This is a genomic window from Amycolatopsis rubida, assembly GCF_900115345.1.
GTDB lineage: Bacteria > Actinomycetota > Actinomycetes > Mycobacteriales > Pseudonocardiaceae > Amycolatopsis > Amycolatopsis rubida.
Window position 1 is genome coordinate 252577 of the sequence record NZ_FOWC01000003.1, and the last position, 17863, is coordinate 270439.

The following is a 17863-nucleotide window of genomic DNA, read 5'->3' on the forward strand; positions in this document are numbered from 1 at the left end:
CTCCGCCTCTCCGCACTCACGCCAGGCCCGGGAGCGCCCCGAACCGCTCCGCCGCCTGCTCGTCCATCACGGTCCGGGCCAGGTCCTCGCCCGCTTCCGCCCACGTCCGCACCGTCTGCCGGAGCGAGTTCATGGCCAGCTCGTCCAGCGACGCCCGGTCGTTCGCCACCCGCCCGGTCTCGTCGATCTCGCTCGCGGTCAGCTCCCGCAGCAGCACCGCGCCCCGCGCGCCCGCCGCCGGTTCGCGGGTTTCCAGCACCTTGAAGCTGGTCCCCGGCACGAACAGCACCCGGTTTTCGACGCCGCCCTCGCTCGGCTCCAGCAATTTGGTGCGCCGTCCGGTGATCGACCACACCAGCACGTCCGTCTCGCCGTCCACCGTGGACGACGGTTGCGTCAGCGCGTTGAGGAAGCCCCATTCGGTCAGCACTTTCCGCTGGTCCAGCAGCGGCCACGCGGACGGCGGCAGCTCGGCGGCGAAGGTCGCCGGACCGCGGTGCGAGGGCAGCCTGCTCAGCCCGGCCACGACGCACCGGGCGACCGGGACGTGCGGACCGTTCGCGCCGCGCCGCAGTCCGGCGTCGATCGTCGATCCCTTGGGGGACAGGTAAAGCTGCACGGCTACCGCGTCGGTCAGCACCTCGGCCGAGGAGGAGGTCGACAGCACGCCTTGGAAGCCCGGGTGCTCGGACAGGATCCGCGCGACGGTGTTGGACATCAGGCCGTATTCCGCGCCGAGCGATTTGCGCAGCCACTGGCGTTCCTTGTCCGCGCCGCGCCGGGGCAGCAGCGCGGTCGATTCCGCACCGGGGGTCTCCTGGAAGCGCAGCTCCGCCGGGGCTTTCGCCGGTTTCGGCGCGGGCTCCGGTTTGTCCGCGGCGGACACCGGCCCGGCCGGCTTTTCCGCGACCGGAACCGCGGGCTTGGCGACCGGCGGTTCCACCGGCTTGGCCGGTGCGACGTCGGCCGGAGCGAGGTGCGTGATCGGCTTCGCCGCCGGAGGAGCGGCAGAGACCTTGACCGGCGGTTCGGCCGGAGCCTCCGGCTTGGCGGGCGCGGCGACCGGAGCGGGAGCGGCGATCGCCCCGGGAACCTCGGTCGGCGCGGCAATACCCAACGCCGCCGGAGCCGCAGGCAGATAAGCCGCCGGAGGAGCCGCGGCCACCACGGGCACCGGATGCCCGGACTCGATAGCGTCCAACGCCCGCGCCACCACCCGCGGGCGAGCACGCTCGGCGAGCAGCGCGGCGGCAGGCAGCACCCGGCTCATCCGGCGGGTCTGCTCGTCCAGCCGCGCCAGCAGATCCTCCGCCAGCAACCGCATCCGCGAGGCCGAGCCCTCGTCCGCCGCGTCGAAGGTCAGATTGTGCACCGCGGCATCGAGGCCGATCTCGCGGATCGCCGCCGAGGACGGGCCGTCCTGGGGCGGACGCACCAGCAGACCGGACTGCACGACCTCGACCACCGCGTCCGGCGAGTACCAGTACACCGCCGGAGACACCTGGTCGAGCCCGTGGATCGGCGGACGGTGCGAAAGCAGTTCCGGCAACGGCGTTTCGTCACCCGAACGCGGTTCGTAGCCGAGTTCGGTGGTGAACGGACGCCAGCCGAGCCGCCCGTCGTGCAGCACGGTCCGCAGAGTCGGCAGCTGCGGCGAACCGACCGGCACGCCCGCGTAGAACGCGACCGGCTTGCCGAGCAGGTCGGCCAGCGCCTGCCCGATCGTGGCCTCGCCGGGCACCTGCATCGGGCCGTACTGCACGAACCGCGCCTTGGCCCGCACCTTCTCCGGCAGTTGCACCCACAGCCGGGCCGCGTCGTCCAGGGCCAGCGGCGGGCAGCCGGGGCAGCCCAGCACGATCGTCATGGTGTCGTGCTGCGCGGGCATCCGGGAGATCAGCGCCGTGCGGTGCTGCCGCTGGGGAGCGTCGAACCCGACCGGGCGCACCCACAGACCGCCCGGGAGAGGTTCGGCGACGCCGCGCGAACTCGTCGGAGTCAGCTCGGCGGCGATCCCGGAATCCCACGCCGGGCGCGGGAACCGCTTCGCCTCCCAGGCCGGCGGGCGGCCCGGCCGGAAACGCACCCAGCCGCCGCCGCGTCCGGCGTGGACGAACAGCGCGCCGCCCGCGCTCGGGATCACCGAACCGTCCGGCGCGAGCACCGGGCGGTTGATCCGCTCGGCCAGCCACTGCCCGGCCAGCGCGGTCGTCTCGCGCGAGCGCCCGCCGATCACCAGCCGCACCCCGCGCCGCCGGCGCGGCAGCGCCTTGGCCACCGATTCCCACATCGTGATCGGCGAGTCCACCGGCAGGTCCACCACGACCAGGTCGTGGTCGGGATCGGCCGCGACGCCGAGCGCGAGCGACTGCGCCTCGCCGGTCATCCCTTCCGCGGGGTGCACCACCAGCGCGTTGCCCACGGTCTTCTTTTCGAGCGCGGCGCCCGAATCGCCGCGCCGGATCAGCGAGAGTTCCATGGCTGCCTCCTTTCAGGCCCGGCGGCCGACGGCGGGCGCCGCCCCGCCGGTGTGGTGCGCGATCAGCCCGTACACGAAGAACCCGACCGCGATCAGCAGGCCGAGGACCAGCCCGACCAGCAGGCCCACCCAGGCCCGCCGGGCGGGCACGTCGAGGTGGGCCGCGTCGCCGAGCACCAGCGCCGAGGTCATCCGCCCGATCAGGAACGAATACGCCTCGACGTGGTCCTTCTGCGTCTGCACCATGGCACCTCTCCTTCGCTTATTCGGTGAGCCCGACGGCCCACGCGTAGACGCCGAACAGCTGCAGCAGGATCGGGATCATCGCCACCGCGCTCAGCGTTTCCAGCCAGTTCGCCAGATGCCCCCAGATCGGCAGCAGCCGCCGCGGCGGCGGGCGCAGCATCGCCAGCAGGAGCAGGAAGAACACCAGGCACAGCCCGGCGAGGCAGGCGCCGCGCCACGGCGTGGGCAGCGGCTGGATCAGCGACAGCCCGAGCAGCACCAGGCCGATCGCGCCGGCGACGGCGAGCGGAACCCGCTGCCACACCCCGAGCAGCGCCCGCGAGCGCATCAGCACCGCCGCGGACACCAGCCCGCCGAGAACGGTCGGGAACAGCCCGTTGCCGACCAGGAACGGGAAGCAGCCGACGAAAACGGCCGTGGCGGCGAGGCAGGCGATGGTGAGGTAGCCGTCGGCGTACCCGGTCTGGTGCACCATTTGCGCGGCCGGCATCGGCTCGATGTCGTACTGCAGTTCCCCGGCCGAACGCGGCAGCTGCGGACCGCGGATGCGAGCGAACCGGATGCCGATCCGCGGCGCGAACACCATCAGCCCGACCAGCACGAACGACACCAGCCCGGCCGCCTGCTGGGTGGTGAACCCGGCACCGAGGTGCAGCCACAGCGAGAGCGCCCCGGCCAGCCCGGTCGCGACGACCGCGCCGAACGGCACGAACGGGATGGCGTGCGACCACGCGGCCCGTCCGCCGAGCACGAGACCGCCGGCCAGCGCGAAGGTCAGGCAGCCGGTCAGGATCGGTGTGCCTTGCAGGTCGAACGCCGGATCGAGCCCGGCCACCGCGACCGCGCCGGAGAGGAACGCGAACGCGCAGCCGCCGAGGCCGAGCAACGTCAGCAGCGCCTTGTCCTCGGAGCGCACCCCGGTCGCCACGGCCGCGACGAGCAGCCCGAGCGACACCACACCGCCGCCGATCGCGGTCAGCCCGGCCGAACCCGGGTAGAGCAGCACCTTGGCCAGCACCACGAGGGAGAAGATCGCGAACCCGAGGAACAGGCCGCGGTTGAACTCCGGGCGCCAGCGGCCGGGATGGCGGCTCACCGCCGTGGCCATGCCGTCCGCGATGTCGTCGAAATCCAGCTCGGGCAACGGGTCCGCGCGAGGGCGCAGGTGGAATTCCTCGCCCTCCTTCCAGTCCAGCGACTCCGGCGTCCCCGACGCGTCCAGCGGCTCTTCGCCGAGCCGCTGGAGCACCCAGCCCTCGCCGAGGTCGTCGCGGCCGCCGGTGTGCTCCAGCAGCACCGGCAGCAGGCTGGTCAGCGGGACGGACATCGGCACCGCCAGATCCGCCCTGCCCTGCGGCCCGTACACGGTGATCCGGCACAGTTCGCCGGTCGACGCGGTCATCGCACGCCCCTTTCGGTCATCGCGAGCGGGGACCAGCCCTCGCCTGCCCGGTCTTCTTCCGCGATCGCGGTCTGCACGAGCTTCACGCCGCGGCGGGTGACCAGCTGCGCGCGTCCGGCGGGCAGCTGGCGAGGAGCCGCCTCGCCGAGGAATTTGCCCTCCTCCTTGGGATAGGAGAACACCGCGCCCGGGCTGCCCAGCTCCCAGATCCGGCGGACCACCGAGTCGCTCAGCGCCCGCATCGCGCCCGAGGTGCTGCGGCTGAGGATCAGGTGGAAGCCGATGTAGGAACCCTGCGACAGCAGGGACAACAGCGGTTCCAGCGGCGAGCCCATGCCACTGGTCAGCAGCTGGTAGTCGTCGACCACGAAGAACAGCCGCGGGCCGGTCCACCAGTCGCGGCGCTTGAGCCGGTCCGCGGTGATGGTCTGGTCCGGGACCCGGGGAGTGAGCGAAACGCTGGCCTGCTGCGCCAGTTCCTGCAGGGCCTCGGTCGTGGTCGCGTAGCCGACGCGGTACTCCTCGGGCACTTCCGCGTCCAGCTGGCGGCTCGGGTCGGCCAGCACGATCTTCGCCTCGCTCGGCGAGTAGCGCGTCAGGACCGAACGCAGGACGACCCGCAGCAGGTTGGTCTTGCCGGTTTCGTTGTCCCCGAAGGCAAGCAGATGCGGAGTGGCCGCGAAGTCGTGCCACACCGGCAGCAGCCGCTGTTCGTCCTGCCCGAGCGCGATCCGCAGGTCGCCCTCGGGCGCGGGCAGCTGGGCCATCGGCAGTTTCGCGGGCAGCAGCCGGACCGCCGGGGCCGGCGCGCCCGGCCAGAACAGGTGGACCTCTTCGGCGACCGCCTTGGCCGCCGCCGCGAGGTCGTCGGTGTTCCCGCTGCCGTCCATGCGCGGCAGCCCGGCGAGGAAGTGCAGGCCGTCCGGGGTCAGGCCGCGGCCCGGCTGGTTCGGCACCGTTTTCGCCTTGCGCGAGCCGATTTCCGACTCCATCGGATCGCCGAGCCGCAGCTCGAACCGCGTCTGCAGCAGGTCGCGCAGGTACGGGCGGATCTCCGACCAGCGGGTCGCGCCGATCACCACGTGCACGCCGAAGGACAGTCCGCGCGAGGCCAGCTCGCCGATCTTCTGCTCCAGGTCGCTGTAGTCGTTCTTGAGGCTGTACCAGCCGTCGACCACCAGGAAGACGTCCCCGAACGGATCCTCGATCTGGCCGCTTCGGCGCAACGCGCGGTAAGCGTCCATGGATTCGATGCCGTGCTCGGAGAACAGCGTCTCGCGGCCCTCCATGACCTGCGAGATTTCCTCGATGGTCCGGACGACGCGGTCGCGTTCGAGCCGGGTGGCGACCGAACCGACGTGCGGCAGCCCGGACAGCGACATGATCCCGCCGCCGCCGAAGTCCAGCCCGTAGAACTGGACCTCCTGCGGGGTGTGCGTCATCGCCAGCGCCAGCACGAGCGTGCGCAGCAGCGTCGACTTGCCGGTCTTCGGCCCGCCGACCACCGCGACGTGCCCGGCCGCCGAGGACAGGTCCGCCGTCAGCAGCTCGCGGACCTGCTCGAACGGCCGGTCGATCATCCCCATCGGCACCCGGAGCCTCCCCCAGTGCGCCGGGTCGGCCACCGCCATGCCGCGCACCGGGTCCGGCGTGACGCTCGGCAGCAGCGAGTCCAGGCTCGGCGATTCGGCCAGCGGCGGCAGCCACACCTGGCGCGCCGCCGGACCCGCGCCGGTCAGCCGGTCGATGAACGCGTCGGCGAGCGTCGGCCCGCCCGGCACGGCGGCTTCGAGAGCGTCCACATCGGACTGCTTCTCGGCCGGTTCCGGTTCGTCGTCGCGGATGATCAGCTTGGCGGGCCGGGCCTCGGTGCGGAACGGGACGACCTCGCGGCTCGCCCGTGCGGCCGCGACCGCGGAGTTTTCGCCGCTGCCCGCGGGGACCGGTCCGGAGACGTAAGCGGCCTTGAACCGCACCAGGTTCGTGGTGTCGATCTTCAGGTAGCCGTTGCCCGGTTCCGGCGGCAGCTCGTAGGCGCTGCCCGCGCCGATCACGCTGCGGGATTCCATCGAGGAGAAGGTGCGCAACGCGATCCGGTACGACAGGTGGCCTTCGACGCGGTGGATGCGGCCCTCGTCCAGCCGCTGCGAGGCGAGCAGCAGGTGCACGCCGAGACTGCGGCCCAGCCGCCCGACCGAGACGAACAGCTCCATGAACTCCGGCTTCGCGCTCAGCAGCTCGGAGAACTCGTCCACCACCAGGAACAGCGTCGGCATCGGGGCCAGCTGTTCGCCGGCCGCGCGCGCCTTCTCGTATTCGTACAGCGACGGGTAGCCGCTCGCGCGCAGTTGTTCCTGCCGCCGCACCATTTCGCCGTTGAGCGAGTCCTGCATGCGGTCGACCAGCGGCAGTTCGTCGGCGAGGTTGGTGATCGTCGCCGAGGTGTGCGGCAGCCGGTCCATGCCGAGGAACGTCGCGCCGCCCTTGAAGTCGACAAGCACGAAGTTGAGGATCTCCGACGAATGCGTCGCGGCCAGCCCGAGCACGAGCGTGCGCAGCAGTTCCGACTTGCCCGACCCGGTCGCGCCGATCAGCATCCCGTGCGGGCCCATCCCGCCCTGCGCCGATTCCTTCAGGTCCAGCTCGACGATCTCGCCGTCCTCGGTCACGCCGATCGGCACGGACATCCGGGCCCGCTGCGCCGCCCGCGGCCGCCACTGGCCCGGGATGTCGAAGGTGTGCACGTCCTTGATGCCCAGCAGAGCGGTCAGCCCGAAGTCGCTTTCCAGCGGCTGGTCGGCGATTTCCAGGGTGCCGCTGGTCCGCTTGGGCGCGAGCAGCCGGGCGAGGCCTTCGACCTGGGTCACCGACAGCTCGTCGCGGGTCGCCGAACCGACGCCGCTGCCCGCCGGGAACTCGACCAGATCGTCCTTTGTGGTCAGTCGCAGCACCTTGGGCCCGCCCGGGAGCGCGCCGGTGACGTCGAGCAGCACCACGTTGCGCAGACCCGCGCCGACCAGCCGCGAGGACTCCGGGATCGTCGCCAGATGCGCCACGACCACCACGAACGGTTCGGTCGTGGTCGGCCCGACGGTCTTGTCGTGGTCGTCGCGGTCGGCGACGTCCGGGCCGAGGAGATCCATCAGCTCGTCGTGGTCGGCGGCGAGCAGCCGCAGCGGGCCCGCCGCGTCGCGCAGGGTCGGATGGTTGTTGTGCGGCAACCACTTCACCCAGTCCCACTGCGCCTGCGCGGCTTCGGTGGTGAGCACCGCGAGCCGCAGTTCGTCCGGCGAATGGAAGGCGACCAGCTGCGCGAGCATCGCCCGGACCAGCCCGGCGGCCGCGTCCGGATCGCCGTCGAACTCGACGCTGGTGAAGCTCCGCAGCCCCACCGCGGTCGGGATGCCCGAGAGCGTGCGGTAGGTCTCGGTGAACCGGCGCAGCGAGATCGCCGACAGCGGTTCGAGGTCCTCGATCGGCTTGGTCACCGGCGGCACCAGTTCGAGCGCCGACTGCTGCGTGCCGAGCCCGATCCGCACCCGGGCGAAGTCCTCGTGGCTGATCCGGCGCTCCCACAGCCGCGGCCCCATCGCGAGCGACCACAGCGCATCCGGGGACGGGTTGTTCCAGGCCACCGCCTGCCGCTGGTCCTCGGCGGTCGAACGGGCCCGCTCGCGGACCTGGCCGATGTAGCGCAGGTAGTCCCGCCGCTCGGCCTGCATCTTGCGCTTGCGCTCGGCGGCCGCGCGGGACAGCTGCCCGAGGCTCATCGCGATCATGGACACGCCCATGCCGCCGCCGATCACGTAGGTGAACGGCGAACTGCCCGCGACTCCGGAGAACGCCAGCACCATCACCAGCGAGCCGATGGCCATCGGCAGCATCATCAGCAGCGAGTTGAAATCGCGCGCCGCCGGTTCCGCCATTACCGGCGGTTCCTGCAGTTCTTCCTGCCCCTCGGGCATTTCCGGACCCGCCGCACGCGGGCCCCGCTTGACGGTTTCCGTGCTCATTCGAGCACCCCCGGCGTGCTGCGGTGCACCGGCTTGCCCCAGGCCGAATCGTCCTGCCGGAGCAGATCGGCCATGGTGCGTTCCTCTTCTTCCTCGGTCTCTTCTTCTGCGGTGTCCGCTTCGGGCTCCAGGGGCTCCGGCGCGTCGCCGCAGGTGGGCAGCTCGTCGGGGAGGATCTCGGCCGGGCCGCCGCGGACGCGCTGGTAGGTGCCGAGCGCGGGTGCTTCGCCGGGACGCCACGGTTCGTCGCTGCGCTGGACGTAGTCAGTGGTGATTTCCTCGGCCCGGTCTTCCGCCTGCGTGGCGACCGGCAGGAGAGCGGGGAGGAAATCGGCGGTGCCCACGTCCCAGGCTGAGGTGTCCTCGTGGTCAAGGGGCTGGACCACGGCGATCCGCACGCTCTCGGGTTCAGGGTTCGCCGCGGTTCCCCAGCCGGTGTTCGCCGGTCCGGTCCGGTCCGGACGGTCGTTGCCGCGCTGCGGCGCCGGCACGGGCGGAGTGCCCACAGCGGACCAGGCGGCGGCCTCGGCCGGCGGAGTTTCCTCGTGCGCGCTGGGACTTCCGACGCCGGCCGGGACGCTCGCGGCCCAGGGTTCCTGGACGTCGCCGAGCAATCCGGCGGAGTCGGGTCGTTCGGCGGCGGGCTGGTTCGCCCCGCTGCCCGCATTGCCCGGCGGGACGATCGGCGCGCCAGGCGGCTGCGCGGAGCCGTTGCTCGGTGCCGGAGCCGAGGTGCTTGGTCCTTCCGGTGCGAGGGGGTTCCCTGCGCCGGTCGGCACGGTCGTCCCGCGAGCTGGCGCGCCTGGGGGAGTTTCGCCTTGTGTGGCAGGACTTCCGATGCCGGCCGGGGTGCTGGCTGTCCAGGGTTGCTGGACGTCGCCGAGCAATCCGGCGGAGTCGGGTCGTTCGGCGGCGGGCTGGCTCGCCCCGCTGCCCGCATTGCCCGGCGGGACCATGGGCATTCCCGGGCCCTGGGCTTGCGTTGCCCAGCCGGTCGAGGTGCTCGGCGGGGTTTCGCCTTGGGCGGTGGGGTTTCCGATGCCGGCGGGGGTGCTGGCTGTCCAGGGTTGCTGGACGTCGCCGAGCAATCCGGCGGAGTCGGGTCGTTCGGCGGCGGGGGTGTTCAGTCCGCCGCCGGCGCCACCCGGCGGGACCATGGGCATTCCCGGCCCTTGCGCCTCTTTGCCCGAAGGCGCCCACTTCGCCGATTCGCTCGGCGGCGTCTCGCCGAAGGCGCTCGGATCGCCGATCCCGCCGGGAAGATCGGCGGTCCACGGCTCCTGCACGTTGCCCAGCAGTCCAGCCGAATCCGGTCGCTCCGCGGCAGGCGTGTTCAAGCCGCTGCCGCCGCCCATCCCGCCCGGCGGCACCATCGGCGGCATTCCCGAAGCCGGGAGCTGCTGCTGCTCGTGGTTCTGGTTCGCGATGGGATCCGGCAGCTTCGGCAGGTCGCTTTCGCCGAGTCCTTTCACTCCTGGGCCGACCGGCTCTCCGCCGCCCGGCGTGCCGGGTCCGCCGATGCCGTCGCCGGTCCCGCCGGTCCCGCCGCTCGCGCCGGGAGGCGGAGCCCACTTGGCGGAGCTGAGCGGCGGTGTGTCGCCGTGCGCGTCGGGGTTGCCGATGCCGTCCGGGGGAGGGCTCAGCCACGGCTTTTTGATGTTGCCGAGCAGTCCGGACGAATCCGGGCGTTCCGCCGCGGGCGTGTTCAGGCCGCTGCCGCCGCCCATGCCGCCTGGCGGGACCATCGGCGGGGTTCCGCCGCCGGGGACCTGCTCGTGGTTGCCGACCGGATCCGGCAGCTTCGGCAGATCGCTCTCGCCCAGGCCCTTGATCGCGCCCGGACCGGTGTCACCGGGTCCGCCGATGCCGTCACCGGGTCCGCCGAGGCCGTTGACGCCGGGTCCGCCGATGCCGTCGCCGGTCCCGCCGCTCGCGCCGGGAGGCGGAGCCCACTTGGCGGAGCTGAGCGGCGGTGTGTCGCCGTGCGCGTCGGGGTTGCCGATGCCGTCCGGGGGAGGGCTCAGCCACGGCTTTTTGATGTTGCCGAGCAGTCCGGACGAATCCGGGCGTTCCGCCGACGGCGTGTTCAGGCCCCCGCCGCCGCCCATGCCGCCCGGCGGCATCATCGGGATGCCGCTGCCGCCCGGCGTCTGGTTGCCCGGCGGGTTGCTGAGGCCCGGCGGCAGGTGAGCCGGGTTGAGCGCGTTGTTCGCCAGGTTGCCGCCGGAAGCGCCCGGAGGCGGCGGGATCGACGCCGGGTTCACGTGCCCCGACCCGCCCGAGCTTCCCGGCGGGGCCGGGATCGATGGCGGGTTGACGTGGCCGCCCAGGTTGTTGCCCGAGGCACCGGGCGGGGCGGGGATCGATGGCGGGTTGACGTGGCCGCCCAGGTTGTTGCCCGAGGCACCGGGCGGGGCGGGGATCGATGGCGGGTTGACGTGGCCGCCCAGGTTGTTGCCCGAGGCACCGGGCGGGGGCGGGATCGACGGCGATTTGAGGTTGTTGCCTCCTGGCGAATCGCCCGGCGGCGGCGGAATGGCCGGTGACTTGACCGACGGCGGCTTCACGTTGTTCCCGCCGACCCCGTTGGGCGGCGGCGGAATGGAGGCAGCGTTCACCGGAGGCGGCGTGCCGTTGCCCCCAGGACCCTTGAGGTCCCCGGGAGGAGGCGGCACGGCGGCGTTCTTCAACGGAGGCGGCGTGCCGTTGCCACCCGGTCCCTTGAGGTCCCCGGGCGGAGGCGGCACGGCAGCGTTCTTCAACGGAGGCGGCACATTGCTCCCGCCAGGACCGTTCACGCCATTCGGCGGCGGCGGAATCGCGGCCTTGTTCACCGGCGGCGGAGCGCCATTGCCGCCGCCACCGCCCGGAGGCGGGGACACGGGCGGCGGTTTCGGGGTAGGCGGCGGCTGCGTCACCGGGGGCGGCGGCGGAGAAGCCGGCGGGGGCGGGGGAGGCGTCACCGGCGGCGGAGGCGGCGGCGGTGTGGGCGGAGGCGGAGGCGGCGGTGGTGGCGGGGGAGGCTTGGGCGTGTTGCCGTCACCGCCGCCAGGGGTCGGCGGCGGGGTCGTCTTGCCCGCGTTGACGTGCACGGTGTTGTACTTCTGCGCGAGCTGGCCGCCCACCTTGCGCATGTCGTTCGTCATCATCTCGACGGCTTCGGGGAACTGCGAGATGTACGCGCGCCCGTCGCTGAGGTGGTATTTGCTGCCCTGGTCGAGGACCTGGCTGGCGTAGTAGCTGTCGATATAGCGGATCGTGTCCTGCGCCCACTTGAGGTAAGCCGCGGAATTGACGAGGTTCGTCGGCACGTTGTTCGACCCGCCGCCGTCGCCGATCCGGTCGGCCAGATCGGAGAACTTGTTGCCCAGCGTGGTCATCATGTCTTTGAACTTCGTCGCGGCGTCGCCCTTCCAGGGACCGTCCGGTCCGGCGAGGGCGGCGGTCTGGTCCTGAATGGACTGAGCGACCATCGCGAGGTTCTGCTGCGTCTCCTGAAACACCCCGGCCGCGTCCTGAAGCGACTGCCAGTTGACGTTGCCGTAGGCCTTGTCCCGGTTGTCCTGGCCGCCCGACAGCGAACCGCCGCCGAGGATCGCCGCTTCGATCTGCTTCCACGTCAGGCCGTCGAAGTCCTTCGACGGGTCACCAGTGGTGTTCTGGTTGCCGGTCTGCGTGGTGTCCGGCCAGACCCCGTTGTCGTCCGAGGTGAACCCGTGGGTGTTGTCGTCCGCCATCTTTCCCTCGATCGCTTCGAACCGGAGAGACCGCCGCCCGTCCGGTCAGGCTTTCTGACCGGCGCCGGTGATGTGCCCGCTGACGGTGTTGAAGTACTGGTTGTAGTCGTCAGCGGACATCTTGTTGACCTCGTCGGCGTTGTCGTACGCCTTCGAGGCCTTGTTCACCGCGTCCGCCACCTCGTCGAGCGCTTTGCAGAGGTCGTGGATCGCGGTGCGGGTGGTGTCCCGCAGCGCGTTCGTGCCCTGGATCGGCGTGAAGATCTTGCTCTGCGCCGTCAGGAACACGCCGGGCTTGAGCTGGATGCCGTCGAGTTTCGCCGGCAGATCCTTCAGCGGCCCGTCCGCGAGCGCCTGCAGGTTCTTCGCGAACGTGCGCATCGCCTCGGTGTTGACCGCGGTGACGCCCTTGCCCGGATGCTCGGAACCGCCCGGCACCGGCGGCGGCTTGCCGACGTCGCCCGGCGGGATCCACTCGTTCTTCACGTCCGGCGGCGTCTGGTCGCCCGGGCTGTGGAACTTGCCGTCGTCCGACGTGGTCTGGTGGTTGTCCGAGGAGTTGTCCTTGTGCTCCCCGTTGCCGTTGCCGTCCACCGTCGCTCACCCTCCTTTCAGGTCAGTTGTGCCGAACCGGGCCGCGTCAGTTCGCGGCGAAGCGCTTGGCGTTGTTGCCTTCGGTGTTGGAGGTGCCCTCGTTGATCTGGCCGAGGGTCTGCGCGGCGGCGTCGAGCGCCTGCGGCAGCGTCAGCGCCGCCTGGTGGCAGTAGTTGTAGGTCTCGTGGAACATGTCCGCCGCTACACCGGTCCAGTTTTCGCGCTGGCCTTCGATGACGGCCTTCATCTGGTCCAGCAGCTCGGTGATCTGGTTGGACTGCTGCTTCGCCTGCCCGACGGTGTCCTGCATGGTGGCGAAGCTGATCTGGAACTGGCCCAAAGCCATGGGAATGTCCTTTCGTGGGAAGGAAGGGGATCAGAAGCCCTGCAGACCGCCGCCGCCGATGACCGCGGCGGCGTTGTTGGCGGTGGAGGTGTTGTCCGAGTCCCGGCTGTCGTACTCGCTCGCCGAGGTCTGCACGTTCTGCGCGAGCTCGTCCAGCTTCTGCACGATCTTGCGGACCGTCTGGTCGAACTGGCCCATGGCCTGGTTGAACACGTTGGCCGAGTCGGACCGCCAGGTGCCGAACAGCGTCTGCATGGTGCCGTCGACCTTCTGGTTCACCCCGGTGATGTTCTGCCCGGTGTCGCTGATCGTCTGCGCGCCCTTGCGCATGACGTTGGTGTCGACGCGGGCGCCGTCCTGCGAAGCCATGCTTTCTCCTCTGGTCGGGTTCTCCGGATATGACGGACTGGCATGCCAGACCGCCGATGTCGCCGCGGATGCCCTTCGTTCGGCCGATACGACAGAGCACGGGGGAGACTGCGGACTTACGGTAAGCGCCGGTCTACGGGTTGTCGCCGCGTTGTTCCCTTCTGAACACCAGTGCGCGGACGGCGGGGCAAGGGGCTCCTCCACCTGGGGGGCGCTGGGCAGCGGCAACGCTTTCCGCCGGACCCGGTTACGCACGATTGCCCGTTCAGGCACCGCTGGTGCCCGGGTTCGCGGTTCGCGCTCATGTGAGCGGAAATCGACAGTGGACTCCGCCAAGTCCTTTGTGGATGAACGGCGGCTGTCCGGGAGGGGAATCCCGGAGGAGCAAGAGTGCCCGCGGCTCGGCGCTTGAGCGTGAAGGAGAAGTCGCCGGAGAGCTTGCCGCTCGGCCGGACTCCCGACCCGGCCTTCCCCTCGGCGAGCAGCCGCTCGACCACAGCCCCGCGCGAGGCCGCGACCCTCGGCGATCAGCCGCTCGACCTCAGCCCGCGCGAGGCCGCGACCCTCGGCGAGCAGCCGCGCCGGGCGGACCGGGATCCGGGCCGCGAAGCCGGCCGAGACGTCGATCGCGTCCTGGTCCGCATGGTCCGGACCACTGGTGTCGAGCCGCCGAGCGCCGTCCCGGTCGAGCGCGATGCGGTTGCGCCGTCGCAGGACCGGGTCCTGGAGCAGTTCGGCGGCGAGGCCGGGATCGTTGTGGTGCAAGCGATCCAGCAGAACCGGGCGGATCGAGCACACCTTCGCCCGTTCTGGCACGGCGAATTTCGCCGTTTCCCCGCAGCCGGTGCGGAGCGCGAGAAGCCAGGCGTCGGCGAGTTGGTGGTTGGCATTGACCAGGACCTTGCCGTCCGCTCGAAAACGCTCAGATGAGCAGGTGTGGCAGCGTCGCCGGACGAGCGGCAGACAGGTGGGCGGGACTGTCCAGTGATAGAGCGCAGGAGCACACCGATCCAGTGAGAATTCCGCAGCACGAAGAAGCGCGACGCTCGAAGGCGGCACGCGACGAAGTCAGAGCTTGGGATGCCTCACGCGATGTGCAACGGCACGTCCTTGCCTGGCCGGCACTGGCCGAGCGAGAGCAGCCGCGGGGGCGGGCACGGTTCCACTGGATTTCCGGTCAGCGCCCCGCCCGGCGTTCCCGCCGGACGGGGCGGAACGGGGCCCGGCGGGCGTTCCCGTCGGACGGGGCGGAACGGGGCCCGGCGGGCGTTCCCGTCGGACGGGGCGGAACGGGGCCCGGCGGGCGTTCCCGTCGGACGGGGCGGAACGGGGCCCGGCGGGCGTTCCCGTCGGACGGGGCGGAACGGGGCCCGGCGGGCGTTCCCGTCGGACGGGGCGGAACGGGGCCCGGCGGGCGTTCCCGTCGGACGGGGCGGAACGGGGCCCGCCCGGCGTTCCCGTCGGACGGGGCGGAACGGGGCCCAGCAGGCGTTCCCGCCGGACGGGGCAGAACGGGCCTGGCAGGCGTCAGCCGACCGCCGTCAGTTCCCCCTGCTCCGCCGCGGTCGCCTGCCGGGCGTAGCGGCGCGCCATCGCCGCGCACACGATCAGCTGGATCTGGTGGAACAGCATCAGCGGCAGCACGATCAGCCCGACCTCGGCGTGCCCGAACAGCACCGTCGCCATCGGCAGGCCGCTCGCGAGACTCTTCTTCGAACCGCAGAACATGATCGTGATCCGGTCCGCGCGGGCGAATCCGAGCAGCCGCGCGCCGCCGCTGGTCGCGCCGAGCACCGCCGCCAGCAGGACGCAGCAGACCGTGACCAGCGCCAGCAGCGGGCCCACGTCCAGCTGGTGCCAGATGCCCTCGGTCATGCCCTCGCTGAACGCGGTGTAGACCACCAGCAGGATCGAACCGCGGTCGACGATCTTGAGCGGCGCGGAATGCCGCCGCACCCACTCGCCGATCCAGCGGCGCGCCAGCTGCCCGGCGACGAACGGCACCAGCAGCTGCGCCACGATGTCCAGCACGGCCGAACCGCTCACGCCCGGGCCGTCGGTGGCCAGCAGCAGCGCGACGAGCAGCGGCGTCAGCACGATGCCGAGCAGGTTGGACAGCGACGCGCCGCAGATCGCGGCCGCGACGTTGCCCTTGGCGATCGAGGTGAACGCGATCGACGACTGGACGGTCGAGGGCAGCAGGCAGAGGAACAGCACGCCGGTGTACAGCGGCGAGGTCAGCAGCCCGGGGGAGAGGAACGACGCGGCGAGCCCCAGCAGCGGGAAAAGCACGAACGTGGCGCAGAGCACGGTGACGTGCAACCGCCAGTGCCGCATCCCGTCGACCGCTTCCTGACTGGAAAGCCTTGCGCCGTAAAGGAAGAAGAGCAATCCGACCGCGATCTTGGTCAGCCCGCCGAACCCGGTCGCGACCGCGCCGGAAGCCGGCAGCAGCGAGGCGATGCCTACGGTGACGAGGATCAGGGCGATGAACGGGTCGATCCGCAGCTTGGCGAGCAAGGCCGAGACAGGGCGGGCGAACGAAGCGAGCACGGTGGATCTCCTTTCCCGGTCATTCTCCCGTCGCCCGCGGTCATTCGGAACCCCGATGACCATACTGACTGTCATTGTGAATTCCGATAAGATGTGACGCATGCTGGATCCGCGGTTGTGCCGTTCTTTCCTCGCTGTGGCCGAAACTCGCAGCTTCACGGCGGCAGCGAGGCGCTTGGGTGTGGGGCAGCCCACCGTCAGCCAGCACATCCGGCGGCTTGAGTCCGAGGCGGGCGGGTTGCTGTTCGCCCGGGACACGCACGCGGTCGACCTGACCGCGCGCGGGCAGGCGATGCTCGGGTTCGCGCAGACCATTGTGGACACCGAGGACCGCGCGGCCCGGCATTTCCGCGGCACGCAGGTGCGCGGCCGGGTCCGGTTCGGGGTGTCCGAGGACTTCGCGCTCGGCGAGCTGCCGGAAATCCTGCGGCGGCTGCGGGAAAGCCATCCGCTGGTGGACGTCGAACTGCACGTGGAACTGTCCGATGTGCTCGCCCGCCGGATCGCCGAGGGCCGGCTCGACCTGGTGCTCGGCAAACGCCGCCCGGGCGCGCCCGGCCCGGGACGGCTGCTGCGCCGCGAACCCCTGGTGTGGATCGGCTCGGCGGCGACGGACCGCACGCCCGGCCATCCGGTGCCGCTGGTGCAGTACCCGATGCCGTCGGTCACCCGGCAGCTGGCGGTGGAAGCGCTGGAACGCGCCGGGCTGGAATGGCGGGCGGCCTGCCAGACTTCGAGCCTGACCGGCCTGCGCGCGGCGGCGGCCGCGGGACTCGGGATCACGGTGCACGCGCGGAGCCTGGTGCCCTCCGATCTGGTCGAATTGCCTGCCGAGCTCGGTCTTCCGGACCCGGGTGACGTCGACTTCATCCTGCTGTCGCGAGACGGCGGCGAGGGCCCGGTGGCGGCGCTGGCGGAGTTCGTGGTGGCGCGGATCGGGTCAGCGACGTCGTTCGAGGGCTGAGCGGAGCCGCAGCAGCGCGCGGTGTTGCGCCACCCGTACCGCGCCCGGTGTGGAGCTGACCGCTTCGGCCGCTTCGTCGGCGGAGAGTCCGACTACGATGCGCAGCAGCACAATCTCCCGCTGTCGCTCCGGCAACAACTCCAGCAGCCGGGCCAGCTGCCGGTTCAGCTCCGCGCGCAGCGCCCGTTCCTCCGGCCCGTCGGCCAGGTCGACCGCCTCCGGCACCTCGGCCACCGCCTCGGTCCGGTTGCGCGCGTGCGCCCGATGCGCGTCAGCCACCTTGTGCTGCGCGATCCCGTAGACGAAAGCGAGAAACGGCCGCCCCTGATGCCGGTAACCGGGCAGCGCGGTCAGCAACGCCAGGCAGGCTTCCTGCGCCACATCGTCCGCGGAGGAATATGCGTCGGCGCCGCCCAGCCGGGCCCGGCAGTAGCGCACGATCAGCGGCTGGACCGCGGCGAGCAGGTCCTGCGCCGCGTCCGGATCGCCCTCGACTGCCGCGCGCACCGGGCCGTCGAAGCCGAAGCGGCCTGCCTGGACCCGTGGCGCGGCCAAGGCGGTCGCCTCGGTTTTCACCCGGGTCAACGCTTCTTCGACGTCGAGCGCCGAGCGCAGCGCGCTGACCAGTGCGCCCTCGGCTTCGCGCAGCGCGGTCATCAGGGCCTCCTCGCGCCCGGCCAGGCCGAGCCGATGTTTCAGCCGTTCCCGTGCATGCCGCAGATTCGAGCGGACTGTGGTGCCCGCCATGCCGAGCGCCGAGGCGATCGCGGCGGGCGAGAACCCGTCGAGCGACCAGGTCAGCACCGTGCGCTGGGTTTCCGGCAGTGTCGCCAGCAGTTCGACCCCTCGCGCGTTCCGCTCGACGACCGAGGTCAGCCGGTCGCCGGGGGGATCCGCGGACGGGTCGCCGCCGTCGAACCAGGTCTGCTCGGCGGCGAGCCGGACAGCGGTCAGCCGCACCGCCACGCGCGGGTCGCCCGGCGGCGGCCACGTCCCGGTTTCCTGGACGAAGGCCTCCACCGCGACCTCGCGCGCGGTGCCCGGGCCGAGCCCGCCCGCGCACAGGAATGCCACGAGACGAGGGAAATCGCCCCGGAAAAAGCCGTCGAACCCCGCCACGCGCACCCCCTCCCGATCCCGCACTTGTCGAACAGGTGCGG

General features: G+C 71.7%; 11 protein-coding genes and 1 pseudogene. 1 reads left to right on the forward strand and 11 read right to left on the reverse strand.

The features are described from left to right. Window positions 1–16: 16 nt before the first annotated feature. The 10 genes and pseudogenes from BM362_RS15555 to BM362_RS15610 form a co-directional block, all read right to left on the reverse strand. The gene (locus tag BM362_RS15555; RefSeq protein ID WP_208865215.1) at window positions 17–2479 is read right to left on the reverse strand and encodes a hypothetical protein; all 2463 of its coding nucleotides are present in this window, start codon (window positions 2477–2479) and stop codon (window positions 17–19) included. A 12-nt stretch (window positions 2480–2491) separates the two neighbouring features. Beyond that, window positions 2492–2725 (reverse strand): type VII secretion protein EccB, encoded by a 234-nt coding sequence (locus BM362_RS15560; protein WP_067590599.1) that lies wholly within the window; start codon window positions 2723–2725, stop codon window positions 2492–2494. Window positions 2726–2741: 16 nt separating this feature from the next. Further along, entirely contained in the window at window positions 2742–4127 is a 1386-nt protein-coding gene (gene eccD / locus BM362_RS15565; protein WP_093573596.1) for a type VII secretion integral membrane protein EccD, read from the reverse strand. Continuing rightward, window positions 4124–8140: a type VII secretion protein EccCa gene (gene eccCa, locus BM362_RS15570; RefSeq protein ID WP_067590604.1), complete on the reverse strand. Its 4017-nt coding sequence runs from the start codon at window positions 8138–8140 to the stop codon at window positions 4124–4126. The genes eccD and eccCa overlap by 4 nt, the downstream gene beginning before the upstream one ends. After that, entirely contained in the window at window positions 8137–11877 is a 3741-nt protein-coding gene (locus BM362_RS48235) for a hypothetical protein (protein ID WP_208865216.1), read from the reverse strand. Before BM362_RS48235 ends, eccCa begins: the two co-directional genes overlap by 4 nt. 45 nt (window positions 11878–11922) lie before the next feature. Continuing rightward, window positions 11923–12471 (reverse strand): hypothetical protein, encoded by a 549-nt coding sequence (locus tag BM362_RS15590; RefSeq protein WP_067590613.1) that lies wholly within the window; start codon window positions 12469–12471, stop codon window positions 11923–11925. A gap of 46 nt (window positions 12472–12517) precedes the next feature. Then, window positions 12518–12817, reverse strand: a complete 300-nt coding sequence (locus BM362_RS15595; protein WP_037812613.1) for a WXG100 family type VII secretion target — start codon at window positions 12815–12817, stop codon at window positions 12518–12520. A 30-nt stretch (window positions 12818–12847) separates the two neighbouring features. Next, entirely contained in the window at window positions 12848–13186 is a 339-nt protein-coding gene (locus tag BM362_RS15600; RefSeq protein WP_067590616.1) for a WXG100 family type VII secretion target, read from the reverse strand. Window positions 13187–13759: 573 nt separating this feature from the next. Then, window positions 13760–14245 (reverse strand): annotated as a pseudogene (locus BM362_RS48935) (DUF1062 domain-containing protein); the annotation flags it as partial. A 468-nt stretch (window positions 14246–14713) separates the two neighbouring features. After that, window positions 14714–15739 (reverse strand): bile acid:sodium symporter family protein, encoded by a 1026-nt coding sequence (locus tag BM362_RS15610; RefSeq protein ID WP_425285705.1) that lies wholly within the window; start codon window positions 15737–15739, stop codon window positions 14714–14716. Between the two features lie 100 nt (window positions 15740–15839). Here BM362_RS15610 and BM362_RS15615 point away from each other — a divergent pair, with 100 nt between their 5' ends. Continuing rightward, the gene (locus tag BM362_RS15615; protein WP_093573599.1) at window positions 15840–16703 is read left to right on the forward strand and encodes a LysR substrate-binding domain-containing protein; all 864 of its coding nucleotides are present in this window, start codon (window positions 15840–15842) and stop codon (window positions 16701–16703) included. On the opposite strand, the gene shbA is transcribed toward BM362_RS15615, so the two are convergent. After that, the gene (gene shbA / locus BM362_RS50545; RefSeq protein WP_369806005.1) at window positions 16680–17777 is read right to left on the reverse strand and encodes an RNA polymerase sigma factor ShbA; all 1098 of its coding nucleotides are present in this window, start codon (window positions 17775–17777) and stop codon (window positions 16680–16682) included. The genes BM362_RS15615 and shbA overlap by 24 nt on opposite strands. Window positions 17778–17863 lie beyond the last annotated feature (86 nt).

Bases quoted from the DNA above. Each gene is read 5' to 3' on its own strand.
- BM362_RS15555 (WP_208865215.1), bottom strand. From the start codon at position 2,479: ATGGAACTCTCGCTGATCCGGCGCGGCGATTCGGGCGCCGCGCTCGAA.
- BM362_RS15560 (WP_067590599.1), bottom strand. From the start codon at position 2,725: ATGGTGCAGACGCAGAAGGACCACGTCGAGGCGTATTCGTTCCTGATC.
- eccD (WP_093573596.1), bottom strand. From the start codon at position 4,127: ATGACCGCGTCGACCGGCGAACTGTGCCGGATCACCGTGTACGGGCCG.
- eccCa (WP_067590604.1), bottom strand. From the start codon at position 8,140: ATGAGCACGGAAACCGTCAAGCGGGGCCCGCGTGCGGCGGGTCCGGAA.
- BM362_RS48235 (WP_208865216.1), bottom strand. From the start codon at position 11,877: ATGGCGGACGACAACACCCACGGGTTCACCTCGGACGACAACGGGGTC.
- BM362_RS15595 (WP_037812613.1), bottom strand. From the start codon at position 12,817: ATGGCTTTGGGCCAGTTCCAGATCAGCTTCGCCACCATGCAGGACACC.
- BM362_RS15600 (WP_067590616.1), bottom strand. From the start codon at position 13,186: ATGGCTTCGCAGGACGGCGCCCGCGTCGACACCAACGTCATGCGCAAG.
- BM362_RS15615 (WP_093573599.1), top strand. From the start codon at position 15,840: ATGCTGGATCCGCGGTTGTGCCGTTCTTTCCTCGCTGTGGCCGAAACT.